Origin of the sequence: Nocardia sp. CA-136227 (assembly GCF_050955695.1) — a bacterium.
Classification (GTDB): domain Bacteria; phylum Actinomycetota; class Actinomycetes; order Mycobacteriales; family Mycobacteriaceae; genus Nocardia.
This window is the reverse complement of the sequence record NZ_CP192081.1, coordinates 885,123-904,082: the sequence shown is the minus strand read 5'-3', so window position 1 is coordinate 904,082 and position 18,960 is coordinate 885,123. Positions and strand designations below refer to the sequence as shown.

The 18,960-nt window shown below is 71.6% G+C and carries 4 protein-coding genes and 1 pseudogene; 1 reads left to right on the top strand and 4 read right to left on the bottom strand.

The window, feature by feature from the left end; translation table 11 throughout:
- Positions 1-8 precede the first annotated feature (8 nt).
- A complete protein-coding gene (locus ACQP06_RS04125; RefSeq protein ID WP_433670602.1) occupies positions 9-1,250 on the bottom strand; it encodes a TetR/AcrR family transcriptional regulator in 1,242 nt (413 codons plus the stop codon).
- A 127-nt stretch (positions 1,251-1,377) separates the two neighbouring features.
- Between ACQP06_RS04125 and ACQP06_RS04120 the strand changes: the two genes are divergently transcribed.
- Entirely contained in the window at positions 1,378-2,166 is a 789-nt protein-coding gene (locus ACQP06_RS04120) for an enoyl-CoA hydratase-related protein (protein ID WP_433670601.1), read from the top strand.
- A gap of 9 nt (positions 2,167-2,175) precedes the next feature.
- Here the strand turns inward: ACQP06_RS04120 and ACQP06_RS04115 are convergent, their stop codons facing one another.
- The 3 genes and pseudogenes from ACQP06_RS04115 to ACQP06_RS04105 all read right to left on the bottom strand — a co-directional run.
- Positions 2,176-3,417, bottom strand: a complete 1,242-nt coding sequence (locus tag ACQP06_RS04115) for an Nramp family divalent metal transporter (RefSeq protein ID WP_433673235.1) — start codon at positions 3,415-3,417, stop codon at positions 2,176-2,178.
- Positions 3,418-3,555: 138 nt separating this feature from the next.
- Positions 3,556-4,548 carry an alpha/beta hydrolase gene (locus tag ACQP06_RS04110; protein ID WP_433673234.1) on the bottom strand — a complete coding sequence of 331 codons (993 nt, stop codon included), beginning with the start codon at positions 4,546-4,548 and terminating at the stop codon, positions 3,556-3,558.
- A gap of 296 nt (positions 4,549-4,844) precedes the next feature.
- Positions 4,845-18,848 (bottom strand): annotated as a pseudogene (locus ACQP06_RS04105) (amino acid adenylation domain-containing protein); the annotation flags it as partial.
- Positions 18,849-18,960 lie beyond the last annotated feature (112 nt).

Genomic DNA, 18,960 nt, shown 5'->3' with positions numbered 1-18,960 from the left:
CGCCGGATCTATTCGGCGGCGGGCGCGCCCAGCAGCACCGCGCGCATGAGCGCGCTCACCCGGGCCAGGTTCTCCGGCCGCCCGTCGAAGCGGATGCGCCGGCCCACGTCGATGACCTGGGCGATGGCGGCGTGCACCCGGAAGCGGGCCTCGACCTGGTCGCCGTCGAGCAGGTTCGCCCATTCCAGGACGTTCTGCCGCTGCACCGAGCGCAGCCGATGCTGTTCGGAGGCGGGCAGATTGGAGAATTCGGAGAAGTAGACCGGCAGGATCTCCGGCATGGCGAAGGTCATGCGGGCGAAGCGGTCCGCGATCCGCACAGCGGCGTCGGAGCGGCTGGTGGCCTCGGCGAGAGCCTCGTTGTTGGCGATGGCGACGCGTTCGCCGGTGCGGTTGAAGGCGGCGGCGAGCAGGTCGGACTTGCTGGCGAAGTAGCGGTAGACGCTGGAGGCGTTGATGCCCGCGGCCGCGCCGATCTCCTCGATGCTGGCCTCGTGATAGCCCTGCCGTCCGAAGATGCGGATGGCCTCGGTGAGCAGCTGCTCGCGCTTGGAGATGACGGGCAGGCCGCGCACCAGCGGCTCACCGGTGACCGGGGCGGGCGCGGGCGGCAGGTCGGCGCGCAGGATGTCCCAGCAGATCTCGGTGAGCAGGTTGACCAGCCGGGTGGTGGACAGCGCGGTGCGGTGCGCGGTGATGGATCCGATGGCGCTGAGCAGGGCGGCGGCCCGCAGCTGGGTGTCGGCCGGATCGGCGTCGGGGTAGAGCGCGGCGATGGCGGCGGCGACGGTGTCGTGCAGTTCGGTGTAGATGACCCGGATGCGGGCGCGGTCCTCGCGTTCCAGGTAGCGGCGTTCCCACCGGTACAGGCCGCCCTCGCGGCGCACGTCGATGGTGTACTCGGCGACGCCGCGGATCAGCGCGGTGAGTCGCGGTTCCGGTTCCAGGCCGGGATTGTCGGCGGCCTTGGCGGCGTCGAGCAATTGCTGCGCGCCCATTTCGGCGGCGGCGACCAGCAGCGCGTACTTGTTGCGGAAGTGGCGGTAGAGGGCGGGGCCGGAAATGCCCACCTCGGCCGCGATCTCGTCGACGCCGACCGGGTGGTATCCGCGTTCGGCGAAGGCTCGCGCCGCTACTCGCACGATTTGCGCCTTGCGGTTCTTGGGGCGGCGGCGGGGGCCGGATTCCCCGTCCGGAGTACCGGCCGGTCGCCCGGTAGCGAGGGCGGCCTCGCTGCGATCGGCGACCATACAGTTTCTCCTTCTCGATGACTCCGGCTGTTGACAGTGCCGGACGAACGCTCCTAAGTTAACCACAATTCGCAAAGCCGAACACACAGCCTGCGGCCAGGCCGCATATATATCTGGGGAGCGCCCGATGACCACGAGCACGCCGGGGTACACCGCGATCAGGGACGGGCGCGTCCTGCGCATCACCATCACCAATCCCAAGCGCAAGAACGCGCTCAGCTACGACACCATGGAGGGCCTGGGCGACGCCGTGCTCGCGGCCTCCGCGGATCCGGCCGTGCGGGTCATCGTGCTGACCGGTGAGGGCGGCGACTTCTGCACCGGCGCCGATCTGTCCTCCGCCCCGGCGGAGAAGGCCCGCGGCATCACCCCCGAGATGACCATGGACGTGGCCAACCGGATGATCCGCGCCATCGTGGACGCGCCGATCCCGGTCATCGCCCGGGTCAAGGGCGCGGCCGCCGGGGTGGGCGTGGCGTTCGCGCTGGCCGCCGATCTCACCTACGCCGCCGAGGACTCCTACCTGCTGCTGGCCTTCATCAATATCGGCCTGATGCCCGACGGCGGGGCGGCGGCGCTGGTGGCGGCCGCGGCCGGACGTCCGCTGGCCGCCGAGATGGCGCTGCTGGGCGAGCGGCTCCCGGCCCGGAAGGCCCTGGAGCACAGCCTGATCGCGGGCGTGTACTCCGACGAGGAACTGGACGCCAAGGTGGAGGCGGTGATCGCCAAGCTGGCGCACGGCCCGCGCCGGGCGCTGGAGCTCACCAAGCGCGCTCTCAACGCGGCGGCGCTGACCTCGCTGGAAGCCGCCCTGGACGCCGAGAAGTCCGGCCAGTGCGAACTGCTGGGCTCCGACGATTTCGCCGAGGGCGCGGCGGCCATGCTCCAGAAGCGCAAGGCCGTCTTCGCCGAATAACGCCCGGCGTCAGCCCTTTCCGGTGGCCGTCAGGTAGATCAGCACCACGTTGAGCGTGGTGATGATCGCGGCCACCAGCCAGGCCAATCCGGTGGTGACACGGTGATTGACATTCTCCCCCATGAGTTCCGGGTCGCTGGTGAACCGGACCAGCGGGATGAGCGCGAACGGGATTCCGAACGACAGCACCACCTGCGAGATGATCAGTGCCCGCGTGGGATCGATGCCGATGGCGAGCACCACCAGGGCGGGGATCAGCGTGATCACGCGGCGCACCACCAGCGGAACGTGCCGGTGCAGCAGGCCCTGCATGATCATCGCGCCCGCGTAGGCCCCGACCGAGGTGGACGCCAGCCCGGAGGCGAGCAATCCGACCGCGAGCAGCAGTCCCGCGACGGGGCCGAGTACGTCCTGCACCGCGGCGTGCGCGCCCTCGATGGTGTCGACGCCGTCGCGGCCGCGCAGGGTCTTGGCGGCCATGAGCAGCATGGCCAGGTTCACGGTGCCCGCGAGCAGCATGGCCAGGGCGACGTCGTAGCGGGTGATGCGCAGCAGGCGATTTCGGGCCGCGCCGACCTCGGGATGCCCGTGCCGGTCGCGAGCCATGCCGGAGTGCAGGTAGACCACGTGCGGCATGACGGTCGCGCCGATCATGGCGGCGGCCAGCAGCACGCTGCCGGAGTCGGCGAAGCGGGGCACCAGGCCGCCGACGGTGCCGGACGCGGAGGGCGGTGAGATGACCACGGAGGCAAGGAATCCGATGGCGATGATGCCGAGCAGTCCGGTGATGACGCGTTCGAAGGGCCGTTGCCCGCGATGGTTCTGGATGAGCAGCAGGATCATCGACACGAAGCCGGTGATGATGCCGCCGACCATGAGCGGTAGCCCGAAGAGCAGGTTGAGCGCGATGGCGCCGCCGACGACCTCGGCGAGATCGGTTGCCACCGCGACGGTCTCGGCCTGGGCCCAGTAGCTGAGCCGCACCCAGCGACCGGCCTTGGCGCGCACCACTTCCGGGAGGGAGCGGCCGGTCACCAGGCCGAGTTTCGCGGACAGGAACTGCACCAGCCCGGCCATGATGTTGGCCATCACCACGACCCAGACGAGCAGATAGCCGTATTGGGCGCCGGCGCTGATATTGGAGGCGACATTGCCGGGATCGACATAGGCGATCGCGGCGACGAAGGCGGGGCCCAGCAGCACACTGGCCGACCGCGCTCGCTGGAACGGGGTGCTGCTCTTATCGGCCACGCTGGTACTCACAAGATGAGTTTACGGGTTCCCGAACTTTTTGTTTAGCCCTTCCGTGCACCCTGTGACCACAGCCATAATGGCGAACGGCCCGGCACCTTCCGGTGCCGGGCCGTATCACGTTGTGCGCGTGGGTCTCTAGATGCCGAGACCCTGGGCGAGCAGCGGCCACGACGCGATGAACTCGTCGTTCCAGTAGCCCCACGAGTGGGTACCGGTCGGCCGGAAGTTGTAGGTCGCCGGGATGCCCAGCGAGTTCAGCTTGTTCGCGAGGTTGTGGCTGCAGAAGTTGGTGCCCGCCTCGATGACGCCACCGATGATCATCTGGTTGGCCAGGCCGTAGGAGCCGGCCAGCGCGTAGGGGCCGTTCAGAGTGTCGTACTGGCCGGGCAGACCGCTACCGGAGGAGATGTAGAGGTTGATGCCGCGCAGCTTGTCCGCGTTGATGACCGGGTCGTGGGCCGCCCAGTCGGGCGAGTTCGCCGGGCCGTACATGTTCTCCAGCTTGCCGCCGCCCCAGGTCTCGACGGTCAGGCGCATGAACTCCTGACCCTGCGGGTCGGCCATCTGGGCGCAGCCGGAGTAGGCGGCGACGGACTTGTACAGGTCCGGCTTGGCCTCGGCCAGGGTGAGCACGGTGGTGCCCGAGGTGGAGATGCCGGCGATGGCGTTGACGCCGTTGGTGCCGAGCGCGGCGTCGATCAGCGGGGGCAGTTCCTCGCTGAAGAAGGTGGTCCACTTGTTGCGGCCCAGGGTCGGGTCGTCGTTGTTCCAGTCCTGGTAGTAGGACCACTTGCCGCCGATGGGCTGGACCACGTTGACGTTCTTGTCGCCGAGGAAGCCGTTGACGATATTGGTCTTCTTCACCCAGGAGGCGTCGTCCTGACCGCCGCCGGCGCCATTGAGCAGGTACAGGGTCGGGCGCGGGACCGAGGTGTCGGCGGGGCGCTGCACATCGACCGGGTAGGTGGCGCTCATGGCCGCGGAGTAGACGTAGAGCCGGATGTTCCGGTCGTCCTTCATCTCGGCCTTGGTGATCTTCGAACCGTCCGCCGAGACCGGGTCGGCCAGCAGCTTCTTGCCGTCGATGATCGGGTCAGCGGAGGCGGAACCGCCGCCGACACCGGTCATCAGACCGGTGAGAACCGCTGTGGCGGCGAGGAGGGCGGCGGCTCGCGCCCCGCGCCGGCCGTTCCGGACATGTCGACGAATCAATGTTTCGCACCTTCATCTCGTGTCGTTTGCTGGTCTGAGACCACGCGGTCCGGTATTCCGGTTGGCTCGACCCCCGACAGACCATACGGCTTATCCCATCGCCGCAACAGCCGCAATGTTACGGGCGGGTCGCGCGGCGGGGCCCATCGGCCCACCGCGCGTCGCCCATCGATCTCCGTTCACGTCCAGCTCAGCGGCTGTGCGGTCGCCCGCTAACGGCCGTGTTCGGCGAGCCCGGCCAGCGCCTGCACCCAGCCCTCGACCAGCTGCTTGACCTGGTCCAGGGTCAAGACCGCGCCGACGAAGTCGAAGCGGGCGACGAGCCCGTCCTGACTGGTGTCGACGGTGACGTCCAGGTACAGGTCGGCGGCCACCGGCTCCGGGTAGACCTCGGCGGGCCGCAGGTCCCGGTATCGGAAGCCGATGCGGCCCAACGGAAGCACCGCGATCTCGGCGACCGTGTCCGGGTTCAGGTACCGCAGCAGCCCGAATCCGACACCGTGCGAGGGCACCTCGCGCGCGAAGTTCCGGATCTGCTCGATGATCGAGCCCGCGCTGGGCCCACCGGAGCGCACCTCGGCCAGGTCCAGGCCCTCGAGCCGGAGCGGGAACGGGTAGCTGGTGCTGAACGCGCCGACCGTGCGCAGCCCGTCCCGGTCGCCGGGGACGCGGCCGTCGGCGATCAGGCGCACCACCGAACCCAGTGTGTCGCGCAGTGTTTCGGAGTCCGGGTCGAGCAGGGTCGCGGCCAGCGCGGTGAGCAGCACCTCGTCGATGCTGGCGTGGTAGCGGCGGGCGACGGAGTCGACGGCCGCGGCGCCCTCCCCGGTGATGGCCACCGAGACCCGCCCGCGGCTGCCGGAGTCGGCCTCGCCGAGCACCAGGTCCGGGGAGATGCCCTCGGTCACGCCCGCGAGCGCCTTACGCCACCAGTCCAATTCGTCGACGGTGGCGTCGTCCACGGCGCGGTCGGCCAGGGCCCGGGCGACGCCGCGCGGGTGCGCGTCGGCGCTGTGCGGGGTGGCGTGGCCGCCGGACCAGGAGGCGGTGAGGTCCTCGATGACGGTGCGCCACGAGGCGTCGTCCACCACCAGGCCATTGGCGACCACCACCAGCACGGCGGCGGGACGGTCCCCGGCATCGCCGCCTCCGGCGGCGTTCTCGAGCAGGACGAAGCGCATGTTGTAGCCGCGCTCCGGGTCGAGTTCGGCTGCGGCGGCGTGGATCACGGCCTCGATGGGGTCACCGACGGCCTCGACGTTCGGGTCGATCTGCCACACGACGGCGGCGCCGCGCGGCTGCACGGCCGGAATGTCCAACGCCACGGTGTCGCCGTCGCGGCGCAGGCGGGCCCACAGCCCGGGGTGCCGGTCCAGGAGTCCGGCGACCGAACGGCGCACGCGGGTGCCGGAGATGCCGGCGGCGATGTCGAGGGTGATGGCCCGGACCCAGATGCCGGACGGCTCCACCTCGAGCAGGCCGATGGCTCCGGCGGGCAGCGGCGACACCTCGCCGACCGCGCTGAGCGCGGGGCCGGACGTGGCGGACACCGGGACCGCGGGGCGGTCGGTGCTCGGCGCGGCGGGGGTGTCGACGGCCGAATCCGGTTCGGTCGCGCGCTGATCCGCCGCATCGCGGGACGCGGCGGGCCCGGATTCCGAGGCCGCCGGCACGTCGTACCGAGGCGCGGCGGTCTCCGGCTCCGGCCGGAACGCGACGTCCGGTTCGAAGGCGACATCGGGTTCGAAGGCCGCGTCGGGCTCGTAGGCGCGGTCGGGTTCGGAGCCCACCGAGCGCGCGGGTTCGGCGGGATCGTGCAGTTTGACCGGCGGCGCGAGGTCTTCGGGCCGGATGATCGGCAGCACCTGGGTGATGGCCCAGTCGTCGGCGTTGTTCATCGAGTCGGCGTTGTTCGCCGGTTCGGCGCTCTCCACCGGTTCAGCTTTGTCCACCGTCGCCGAGTTGTCCGCGGGTCCGCCGGTTTCCGGCGTTTCGCCACGGTCGGCACGCTCGATGAGCTCGGCCAGGCGCGGGCCGATGACCGCGAACGCCTCCGGGGTGCACATGAGCTGATGCCGCACCGGGACAACGTGTTCGGCGATGCGGCCGGTGACGTAGGGCCGCCAGTCCTCGACGCTGTGCGGTTCGCCGTCCTCGCGGCCGAATTCGGCGGAGAACAGGTCCATCCGGGTGTCGAGCACCGAATGCCGGTAGCGCGCACCGAGTTCCACGGTGCGGACCGCGCCGCGGTACATGCGCCGCAGCCGGTCCACGGTGAGCACGGCCAGTTCGGCGGGGATGGCGGCGTGCAGGGCGTGCAGCGCCTCGTCGCTGAGGTCCTGCAGGTCGCCCGCGGGCAGCGCGTCCTCGCCGACGCCGAATTCCGCAAACTGCGCGCGCAGATCCTCACGGAAGCTGTCGAATTCGGCGCCCGGGTAGGCGTCGAGCACGGCCAGCAGGTCGACCCGGTCGCCGGCGGCCCGCAGTTCGGTGGCGATGGCGTGCGCGAGCACGCCGCCGAGGGAGTAGCCGAGCAGCCGGTACGGGCCCTCGGGCTGGACCTCACGCATGGCCTCGATGTAGGTCCGCGCGACCTCGGTCAGCGATTCGGGCCGATAGTCGTCCGCGGTGAGGGCCGGGGACTGCAGACCGTAGATCGGCTGGTCCTCGGGCAGGAACCGGGACAGTCCGGCGTAGGGCCAGGCCATGCCGACCATGGGCGGCGCGCAGAACAGCGGCGCGCGGGTGCCGGTGGCCCGGATGGGCAGCAGCACCCCGAGGGCCGAGTCGGCCGCGGCGTCGAAGTCGTGCTCGCCCTCGAGGGCCGCGGCGATGCGGGCGCTGAGCCCGGCCACCGTGGGCTCGGTGAAGAACCAGGACACCAGGACCTCGGCGCCGGTGAGCTCGCGCAGTTTGGCGACGATGCCGGTGGCCAGCAGCGAGTTGCCGCCGATGGCGAAGAAGTCGTCGTCGACGCCGACCCGGTCGAGGCCGATGGCCTCGGCGAAGGCCCCGGCCACCGTCTCCTCGAGCGGGTTGCTCGGGGCGCGGTATTCGCCTTGGCGCAGTTCGGGTTCCGGCAGGGCCTTGCGGTCCAGCTTGCCGACCGGGGTGAGCGGCAGTTCGTCGAGGACCAGGATGGCGGCGGGCACCATGTGCGGCGGCAGGGTCCGCGCGGCGTGCTCGGTGAGCAGGTCCGGGTCGGGCGAGTGGCCGGGCGTGGCCAGCACGTACGACACCAGGACGGTGACGCCCGCGTGATTCTTGCGGCCCACGGTGACGGCGTACTCGACCGCCGGGTGGGTGGCCAGCACGGCGTCGATCTCGCCGAGTTCGATGCGGAAGCCGCGCACCTTGACCTGGAAGTCGGAGCGCCCGACGTAGTCGAGCTCCCAGCTGACCTGGGTCCCGGCCAGATTGCCGTCCCGGAGTTCGGGTTCGGCGAACCAGCGGACCACGTCGCCGGTGCGGTACATGCGCGAGCCGGGTTCACCCCACGGGTTCGCGACGAACCGTTCCGCCGAGAGCGCGGCCCGGTTGCGGTAGCCGCGCGCGAGCGCGCCGCCGGACAGGTACAGCTCGCCCGCGACGCCCGGCGGCACCGGGTTCAGGCGGGAGTCCAGCACCAGCGCCGACATGCCGTGCACCGGGGAGCCGATGGTGATGTGGCGGCCCGGTTCCAGCTGCGCGTAGGTGGAGATGATGGTGGTCTCGGTGGGCCCGTACGCGTTGTGGTAGAGGCGATTTCCGGTCTTCCACTTGGCCACCAGTTCCGGCGGGGTGACGTCGCCGCCGACCGACACCACTTCCATCTGCGACTGCCCGGCCGGGTCGACGGTGCCGAGCACCGCGGGGGTGATGATCGCGTGGGTGACGTTCTCGCGGCGCATGAGTTCCGCGAGCTCGGGTCCGCCGAGGATGTCCCGGGGCACGATCACCAGGGCCGCGCCGGTGGAGAAGGCGCAGATCCACTCCAGCACCGAGGGATCGAAGCTGGGTGAGCAGATGTGCAGCATCCGGTGCTCGGGATCGAGGTCGTAGAGACCGGTCGCGTAGTCGCTCAGGCCGCCCAGACCCGCGTGGGTCACGGTGACGCCCTTGGGCATTCCGGTGGAACCCGAGGTGTAGATGACATAGGCCGGGTTGGCCATGCGGATGGGCGCGATCCGGTCGGCGTCGGTCACCGGCGCCGGGGACTCGGCCGCGGCCCGGCGGTCGGTGGCGGCGTCGTCGAGGCACAGCCATTCGACCTCACCGGGCAGCGTGGGCTGGAAGGCCTTGCTGGTGATGCCGATGACGGCGCCGGAGTCGGAGACCATGTGCCGCACCCGGTCCGCCGGATAGGCGGGGTCGACGGGCACGTGCGCGCCGCCGGCCTTGGCGATGGCGAGCACCGCGGCGACCATCTCGAACGAGCGCGGGAAGGCCACGGCGACCAGCTTTTCCGGGCCGACGCCGTGCCGGATGAGCACCCGGGCCAGCTGCGAGGAGTAGTCGTCGAGTTCGCCGTAGCTGATGGAGTGCCCGCGGTAGCGGATGGCGACACGGTCGCGACCGAGGGCGACGCCGCGGGTGAGCAGCTCGGGCAGCAGCGCGGTGGCCATCACCTCGTCGCCGTGCACGTGGGTGAGCAGTTCGTACTCGTCGGCGTCGAGCAGCGGCAGGTCGCCGATGGCGGTGACGGGCCGGTCCACGATGGCCTCGAGCAGCCGGACGAAGCGCTCCGCGAAGACTTCCACGGTGCGCTGTTCGAAAAGGTCGCGCGCGTAGGTGAACACGGCGTGCAGGCCGCTGTCCGCGTCGCCCTCGCGGACGGTCAGCGACAGGTCGAACTGGGAGGTCTGGATGCCGGAGTCCAGGGCGCTGATCCGCAGTCCGGGCAGCTCGAAGTCGCTGTCGGGGGTGTTCTGGAAGGCCAGCATGACCTGGAACAGCGGGTTGCGGGCGGTGGACCGCTCGGGGTTGAGCACCTCGACGAGCCGCTCGAACGGCAGGTCCGCGTGCGCGAAGGCCTGCAGGTCGGCTTCCTTGGTGGCGGCGAGCAGTTCGTGGAAGCGGAGTCCGCCGTCCACGTGCGAACGCAGCACCAGGGTGTTGACGAACATGCCGATGACGTCGTCGAGGGCGGCCTCGCCGCGGCCCGCGACGGGCGTGCCGATGGCGATGTCGTCGGTCCCGGACAGTCGCGCCAGGAACAGGGCCAGTGCGGAGTGCACGACCATGAACAGGGTGGCGTTCTGTTCGCGGGCGATGCGCGCCAGACCCTGCTGGAGTTCGGCGTCGATGTGGAAGGGCACCAGGCCGCCGCGGAAGCTGGACACCGGCGGGCGCGGGTGGTCGGCGGGCAGGTTGAGCTCGTCGGGCAGCCCGGCCAGCGCGGTGCGCCAGTAGGCGGCCTGCTCCGAGATCAGGCTCTGCTCATCGGTTTCCGAGCCCAGGACGGTGCGCTGCCACAGGCTGTAGTCGGCGTACTGGACGGTGAGCGGGGTCCACGCGGGCGCGGCACCGGCCGAGCGCGCGATGTAGGCGGTCATCAGGTCGCGGGCCAGCGGGCCCATGGACCAGCCGTCGGCGCTGATGTGGTGGGCGACCAGCACGATCACGTGCACGGCGGGTTCCACCTCGAAAAGGCGGACGCGCAGCGGGATCTCGCGGGTGACGTCGAAGCCGGTGGCCAGCAGTGTGCCGATCAGCTCGGGCAGGTCGGCGGCCGCGGCGGGCTCGGCGGTGAGTTCCGGCACCGCTTGCTCGGCGGGCAGCACCACCTGGTGGGCCGCTCCCCCGCTCTGCGGGTACACGGTGCGCAGGGTCTCGTGGCGGGCCACCAGGTCCGCGACGGCCTGACGCAGCGCCTCGACGTTCAGCTCGCCGTCCAGGCGCAGGGCCATCGGCAGGTTGTAAGCGGTTGCGGCGGTGTCGAACTGGTTGAGGAACCACATCCGCTGCTGAGCCAGCGAGAGCGGCACCAGCTCCGGGCGCGGGCCCGCGACCAGCGGCGGACGGCGGCGGCCGCCGCTGCCGGTCAGCACGCGGCGCGCCAGTTCGTCGACGGTGGTGGCCTCGAACAGGTCGCGCACGCCGAGCCCGGATTCGAGCGCGGTGTTGATGCGGGCCACCACCTGGGTGGCGACCAGCGAGTTGCCGCCGAGGGCGAAGAAGTCGTCGTCGAGGCCGACGGGCCGGTCCAGGCCGAGGGTCTCGGCGAAGACCGCCGCGACGGCCAGTTCGACCGTGGAGACGGGGGCGCGGAACTCGCGCGCCTCGAATTCCGGTGCGGGCAGGGCCTTCCGGTCCAGTTTGCCGTTGGCGTTGACCGGCATGGCGTCCAGCACCACCGTGGCGGCGGGCACCATGTAGGACGGCAGCCGGGCGGCCAGGTGGGTGCGCAGCGCGTCCTGATCGATGGCGCCGCCGGCGGTGGGCACCACGTAGGCGGCCAGCATGTCGCCGGTGTGCTCGGAGGAGTGCAGCACCACCACGGCCTGGTCCACGGCCGGGTGCGCGGTGAGGGCGGCCTCGATCTCGCCGAGTTCGATGCGCAGGCCGCGCAGCTTCACCTGGAAGTCGCTGCGGCCCAGGTAGACCAGGTCGCCGTCGGCGTTCCACTTCACCAGGTCGCCCGTGCGGTACATGCGTTCGCCGCGGCCGAAGGGGCTGGCCACGAAGCGTTCCGCGCTCAGGTCGGGGCGGCCGACGTAGCCGCGCGCCAGCTGCGCGCCGGCCAGATACAGCTCGCCCACCAGGCCGGGGGCGACCGGGTGCAGGCGCGCGTCGAGCACGTAGGCGCGGGCGTTCCAGACCGGGCCGCCGATCGGCACGGCCCCGGCCACGTCGGCGGGGACGGGCGCGGCGGTGGCGTGCACGGTGAATTCGGTGGGCCCGTACAGGTTGTGCAGGGCGGCCGGGCTGATCGCCCGGAAGGCGTCCACGGCGTCGGAGGTGAAGGCCTCACCGGCCACCAGCAGCGCGCGCAGCGAGCCGATCCGCTCCGGATCGGCGGTGGCGGCGAACATCCGCAGCATGGACGGCACGAACGAGGTGATGGTGACGTTGTGCGCGGCGATCACGTCGGCCAGGTACTGCGGGTCGCGGTGGCCGTCGGGGGTGGCGACGATCATGCGGCCACCGGTGGCCAAGGGGGCGAACAGTTCCCACACCGAGACGTCGAAGGTGGCCGGGGTCTTGAACAGCACCACGTCGTCGCGGCCGATCCCGTATTCGCCGGTGATCCAGCGGATCTGGTTCACGGCGGCGGCGTGCGGCACCGCGACGCCCTTGGGGCGGCCGGTGGAGCCGGAGGTGAAGATGACGTACGCGGTGTGCTCGGGACGCAGTGGCGCCCGGCGTTCCCCATCGGTCACCGGGTATTCGGCGTAGCCCGCCAGGGTCGCGGTGTCGACCTCGAGCACGCGGCGCTCGCCGGCGTCGAAGCTGTCACGCGAGGTGGTGAGCACGCACACCGGGTCGGCGGTGTCGAGCACGTGGGCGACCCGCTCGGCGGGCTGGTCCGGGTCCAGCGGCACGTACGCGCCGCCCGCCGCCAGCACCGCGTAGGCGGCGGTGACGAAGTCCAGCGACCGCCGGATGTGCAGGGCCACCAGCGTTTCCGGGCCGACCCCCTCGGCGATCAGGCGTCGCGCCAGGCGGTGCACGCGGGCCGCGAACTCGCCGTAGGTGACCCGCTCGCCGCCACTGTCGATCGCGATCGCGTCGGGGGTGCGCAGGGTCTGGGTCTCGAACTGCGAGAGCAGCGTGGAGCTCCAGGCGTGCTGCCCGGCCGTGAGGTCGACGGTGGTGGCGTTCCAGTCCGTCATCACGCGCTGGCGTTCGTCCACGGCCAGCAGGTCGAAGTCGCCGACGGCGCGTTCGGGGTGGGTGGCGGCGGCGACCAGGGTGCGGCGCAGGCGCTCGGCCAGGCGGTCCATGGTGTCGGCGTCGAACAGGTCGGTGGCGTAGGTGAAGGCGGCCGAGATGCCCTGCGCCACACCGTCGGTGGAGGTGCGCTCGACCAGGGTGAGGTCCAGGTCGAACTTGGCGACCGGCACGGTCAGGTCGACGTCGGAGACGGTGACGCCGGGCAGCTCGAACACCGCCGGGGTCATGTTCTGCAGCGTCATCGACACCTGGAACAGCGGGTGCCGGGCCTGCGAGCGCGGCGGATCCAGCAGTTCCACGATGCGTTCGAACGGCGCGTCGGCGTGCTCGAAGGCTGCCAGGTCGGTGCGGCGGACCGCGGTCAGCAGTTCCGCGAAACCGGCGTTGGGGTCGACCTCGGTGCGCAGCACCAGGGTGTTGACGAACATGCCGATGAGCTCGTCCAGGGCGGCCTCGCCGCGGCCCGCGATGGGCGCGCCGATGGCGATGTCGCGGGTGCCCGACACGCGTGCCAGCAGCACCGCGAAGGCGGCGTGCAGCACCATGAACAGGGTCGTGTTGTGCTGCTGCGCAACCCGGTTCAGGGCGGCGTGCACGTGCGGATCGATGTCGAAGACGTGCACCGCGCCGCGACCGGAGGCCACCACCGGGCGCGGCCGGTCGGTGGGCAGTTCCAGCTGGTCGGGCAGTCCGGCCAGGGTGTCGCGCCAGAAGTCGAACTGGCGGGCCAGCGGCGAGGCGGGGTCGTGCTCGTCGCCGAGGCTCTCGCGCTGCCACAGCGCGAAGTCCGCGTACTGCACCGGCAGCGGCGACCACTCCGGCTCCTGGCCCCGCATGCGGCCGAAGTAGGCGGTCATCAGGTCGCGGGTGAGCGGGCCGCCGGAGAAGCCGTCACCGGCGATGTGGTGGACCACGCACACCAGCACGTGGTCGCCGTCGCTGAGGCGCAGCAGGCGCAGCCGCAGCGGCGGCGCGACGGTCACGTCGAACGGCGAGAACGCGGCCTCCGAGACCACCTGGGCCACTTCGGCTTCGGTGACCTGCACGACCGGCAGCGACGGCATGGCGTCGGGCGCGTCGACGGCCAGGATCAGCTGGTGGCCGACGCCGTCGTGCTCGGGGTAGTAGGTGCGCAGCACCTCGTGCCGGGCCACCAGGTCGGCCACGGCGTCGCGCAGCGCGGGCACGTCCAGCGGGCCGGCGACGCGCAGCGCGGTGGGCAGGTTGTAGGTGGCCGCCTCCGGATCGAGCCGGTTGAGGAACCACATGCGCTGCTGGGCGTAGGACAGCGGGATCAGCTCCGGGCGCGGCATGGGCCGCAGCGGGGCGGCCCCGGCGACGGCCGAATCGGCCAGCGCGTCCAGGGAATTCGCGAGTTCGGCGACGGTCGGGTGCTCGAACAGGGCGCGGACCGGGACCCGGGCGCCGATGGCCGCGCCCAAGCGGGCCACCACCTGGGTGGCGTTGAGCGAGTTGCCGCCGAGTTCGAAGAAGTCGTCATCGGCGCCGACGCGGTCGGCGCGCAGCACGGTCGCGAAGATCTCGGCCACCGTCTGCTCGGCGGCCGTGGCGGGCTCGCGGTATTCGCGGGCCTGGAACTGCGGCACCGGCAGCGCCTTGCGGTCGAGCTTGCCGGAGGCGTTGAGCGGCATGGCCTCCAGGCGCACCACGGCCGAGGGCACCATGTAGGAGGGCACGGATTCGCGGGTGTGGGCGAGCAGGTCGGTGTCGAAGCGCGGGGAGGCGGAGCGGACCTGCGTATCGTCGTCGAGGACGACGTAGGCGACCAGGCGGTCGCCGGTCTCGCCGCGCACCAGGGAGACGGCGGCGCGGTGCACGGCGGGGTGGCCGAGCAGCACGGTCTCGATCTCGCCGAGTTCGATGCGCTGGCCGCGCAGCTTGATCTGGAAGTCGCTGCGGCCCAGGTATTCCAGGGCGTGGCCGGCGCCGGACGGCACCCAGCGGACCACGTCACCGGTGCGGTAGAGCCGCTGCCCGTTCTCGTGGGCGACGAAGCGTTCGGCGGTCAGCGCGGGCGCGCCGAGGTAGCCGCGCGCCAATTGCACACCGGCGACATACAGTTCGCCGGCCGCGCCGAACGGCACGGGGCGCAGCTGCCGGTCCAGCACCAGGACCCGGGTGTTGGCGACGGGGCCGCCGATCGGCACCGCGACACCGTGGGTGTGCTCGGCCGGGTGGGCGGTGACCACGGTGGCCTCGGCGGGGCCGTACCAGTTCACCAGTCGCGTATCCGGCAGCGCCGCCGCGAATTTCGCGGCGCTCTCGGCGGACAGCGCCTCACCGGCGGCGAACACCCAGCGCAGCGAGGGGTGCCGCCGGGCCGCGCCGTCGAGGTAGGCGTCGAGCATGGACGGCACGAAATGCACGGAGGTGACCGCGTATTCGTCGATCACCCGCGCGATGTAGGCCGGGTCGCGGTGCCCGTCCGGCTCGGCGACCACCACGGTCGCGCCGGTCTGCAGGGGCCAGAACAGCTCCCAGGTGGAGATGTCGAAGGTGATCGGCGTCTTGTGCAGCACCACGTCGCCGGGACGGTGCGGGTAGGTGCGCTGCGACCAGCGGAACTGGTTGGCCATCTGCCGGTGGGTGATCACCACGCCCTTGGGGCGGCCGGTGGAGCCGGAGGTGTAGATGACGTAGGCGGCATTGTCCGGGCGCACCGGCGCGGGGGCCACCTCGACGAACTGGTCCGCGCCCGCGAGCGCGTCCACGAAGAACAGCGGGACGCCGGAAGTGGTTTCGAAGTCGTCGGCGGCGCGGGTGAGCACGCACACCGGCGCGGATCCGGCCAGCACGTACTCGTTGCGCTCGGCCGGATGGTCGGGGTCGACCGGCACGTACGCGCCGCCGGACCGCAGCACCGCGTAGACGGCCACGACCAGGTCGATGCTGCGCCGCATGGCCACGGCCACCCGGGATTCCGCGCCGACGCCGCGCAGGGTGAGCTCCTGCGCCAGGCGGCGGGAGCGGGCGTCGAGCTCGGCGTAGGTGAGGCTGGTGCGGTCGAAGACGACGGCAGGGGCGTCGGGGGTCCGGGCCACCTGGGCGTCGAACAGGGTGAGCAGCGTCGAATCGTCCCGCAGCTCGGGCACATCGGTGGCGTTGACCTCCGCCAGCGCGCGGCGTTCGCCGTCGAGCAGCGCGTCGATCTCGGCCACGCGGGCCCGCGGATCGGCGGCGATGCGGCCGAGCAGCGCCGCGAGCCGGTCGGCGATGGCCTGCGCGGCGTCCTCGTCGAAGAGGTCGCGCAGGTACTTCACGCCGAAGCCGAGACCCTTGCCGCGCGGCTGCACCATGACGGTGAGCGGGTAGTGGGTGCCGTTGGTCGCGGACGCGCCGAGGATGCCCGCGCCGTCGATGGGCGCGGCGGCGTCGTCGAGCGACTCCTCGTCCACCGGGAACGAGGCGAACACCACGATGGAGTCGAAAAGCCCGTCGACGCCGGCGATCTCCTGGATCTCGCCCAGGCCGACGTAGTGGTGGTCGAGCAGGGCGGCCTGCTCGTCCTGCAGCGACCGCAGCACCTGCGTGAGGGTGTCGCCCGCGTTCAGCCGCACCCGCACCGGGATGGCGTTGAGGAACAGGCCGATCATGGTCTCGATGCCCGCCAGCTGCGGCGGACGGCCGGAGACGGTGGCGCCGAAGACCACGTCGTCGCGGTCGGTGCTGCGGCCGATGAGCAGACCCCACGCGGCCTGCACGACGGTGTTGAGCGTGACGCCGGCGTTGTGGGCCACCTTGGTCAGGGTGGCGGTGTCGGTCTCGGACAGCGTGAAGGTGATTTCGCCGATGCCCGAGGTGATCTCACGGGAGGGGTCGACCGCGGCCAGCGGGGTCGGATCGTCGAATCCGGCCAGGGTCTCGCGCCAGGCCTCGCGCGCCGCGCCGTGGTCGCGGGCGGCCAGCCAGGCCAGGTAGTCGCGGTACGGGCGCACCGCGGGGATCCGGGAGGCGTCGCCGTCGGCCGCGTAGAGCAGCAGCATGTCCTGCACCAGCAGCGGCATGGACCAGCCGTCGATGAGGATGTGGTGGCTGGTGACGCAGACCCTGTACGCTCCACCTCCCTGCGCTTGGTCCGCGGCGGTCCGGAACAGCGTGATGCGCAGCAGCGGGCCCGCGCCCATGTCGAAGTGGCGGGCCACGTCGAAGGCCATGAGCCGGTCGGTCTCGGCCAGCGCCTCGGCGGGTTCGCGGTCGCTGAGATCCAGGTACTGCCAGGGCAGTTCGACGTCGTCGAGGATGACCTGCAGCGGATTGCCCGCGCTGTCCTCGGCGAAGACGGCCCGCAGGTTGACGTGCCGTTCCAGCATGGCGCGGGCGGCGGCGTGCACGCGCTCCACGTCGATCTCACCGGCCACGTCGAGAGCGAACTGCACCATGTAGGCGTCGACCGAGGATTCGGCCAGGCGGGCGTGGAACAGCATGCCGGACTGCAGCGGCGTCAGCGGCCACACCTCGGACAGGTTCGGGTACCGCTCGCGCAGCCGCGCCTCGTCGGCCGCGTCCAGCTCGACCAGCGGGCCGGTCGCGAGTTCCTCGGTGGCGGTGGCGTTCTCGACCGGCACCGCGACCTCGGCCAGCGCGGCCACGGTGCGGGCGGCGAACATCTCGCGCGGCTTGAAGCCCAGGCCGCGGGCGCGCGCCCGGGACACGATCTGGATGGCGGTGATGGAATCCACACCGAGGCTGAAGAAGTCGTCGTCGAGGCCGACCCGGTCCAGGTGCAGCACCTCGGCGATGACCTCGGCCACGGCCTGCTGCGCGGGGGTCTCCGGCGCGCGGTACTCGCCGATCTCGAGCTGCGGTTCCGGCAGCGCGCGGCGGTCCAGCTTGCCGGCGGGGGTCAGCGGGATCTCGTCGAGTTCCATGATGGCGGCGGGCACCATGTGCGCGGGCAGCGCCCGTTCCGCCAGCTCGGACAGTTGCAGGGTGTCGATCGAATAGCCCGGGGCGGCATGCACGTACGAGACCAGCGCGGTGGCGCGCCCGTTCACCTCGTGGCCGATGGTCACCGCGAAGTCGACCGACTCGTCGCCCGCCAGCACGGCGTCGATCTCGCCGAGTTCGATGCGCAGGCCGCGGATCTTGACCTGGAAGTCGTTGCGGCCCAGGTACTCCAGTTCCCCGGCGGCATTGGCGCGCACCAGATCGCCGGTGCGGTAGAGCCGGGAGCCGTTGGCCTCGAATGGATTCGCCACGAAGCGCGACGAGGTCAGTTCGGGGCGGGCGTGATAGCCGCGGGCCAGCAACGCGCCCGCGATGTACAGCTCACCGGGCGCTCCCGCCGGGACCGGCCGCAGCCGCTCGTCCAGCACGTGCGCCGCCGCGCCGCGGACCGCCGCACCGATGGTGACCGTGCGGTCGGCCGCCAGCGGATCGGAGATATTGGTGGCGATAGTGGCCTCGGTGGGCCCGTAGGCATTGAAGAACCGGCGGTTGCCCGACGGGCTCGTCGACCAGCGGCGCACCAGCTCCGGCGACACCGCCTCGCCGCCACCGACGATGGACTCCATGCCCGTCAGCTGCTCGGGATCCAGGGAGGCCAGCACCGACGGCGTGATCAGGCCGTGTGTGACGCCCTCGCGGGCGATCAGCGCGCCCAGCTCCGGGCCGCCGTACACGTCGGGCACGGTGACCACCAGGGTCGCGGCCGCGCCCACGGCCATCAGCAGTTCCATGATGGAGGCGTCGAACGACGGGGTGGCCACGTGCAGCACCCGCGACTCCGGGCCGATGCCGAAGCGTTCCCGCATCTCGGCGGTGAGCGCGGCCAGGCCGGTGTGGGTGACCACGACGCCCTTGGGCAGACCGGTGGAACCCGAGGTGTAGATGGCGTAGGCGGCGTGCTCGGCGCGCAGCGGGCGCACCCGGTCGGCATTGGTGACGGGTTCGGCGGAGTAGGTGTTCGCGGCGGCCAGGAACTCGTCGGTGTCGATGTCGAGCCACGGCACGGCGGCGGGCAGCGCGGAGCGGGTGTCGGCGACGGTCAGGCCGAGGACCGCGCCGGAGTCGGTGACCATGTGCAGCACGCGGTCGGCCGGGTAGCTGGGGTCGACGGGCACGAAACCGGCGCCGGTCTTGGCGACCGCCCAGACCGCGACCACGGACTCCACCGAGCGACGGATGCCGACCGCGACCAGATCCTCCGGGCCGAGGCCGCGCGCGATGAGCAGCCGGGCCAGCCGGTTGGAGCGTTCGTCGAGTTCGCCGTAGCCGAGGCGGGCCAGAGCGGCGTCGGCGTCGGCCAGGACGACGGCGGCGCCGCCCGGGTTGGCCTCCACGGCGGTGGCCATGAGTTGCGGCAGGGTCGGGACGTGCGGTCCGCGGCGGGTCCGGGTCGGGCGTACGCGAGCCGTGCGGGTCATGCCTGCACCGCCACGAGCTCGTTCTTCCGGTCCCCGACCACCCGAATCATGCAGCTTGTCCTCATCC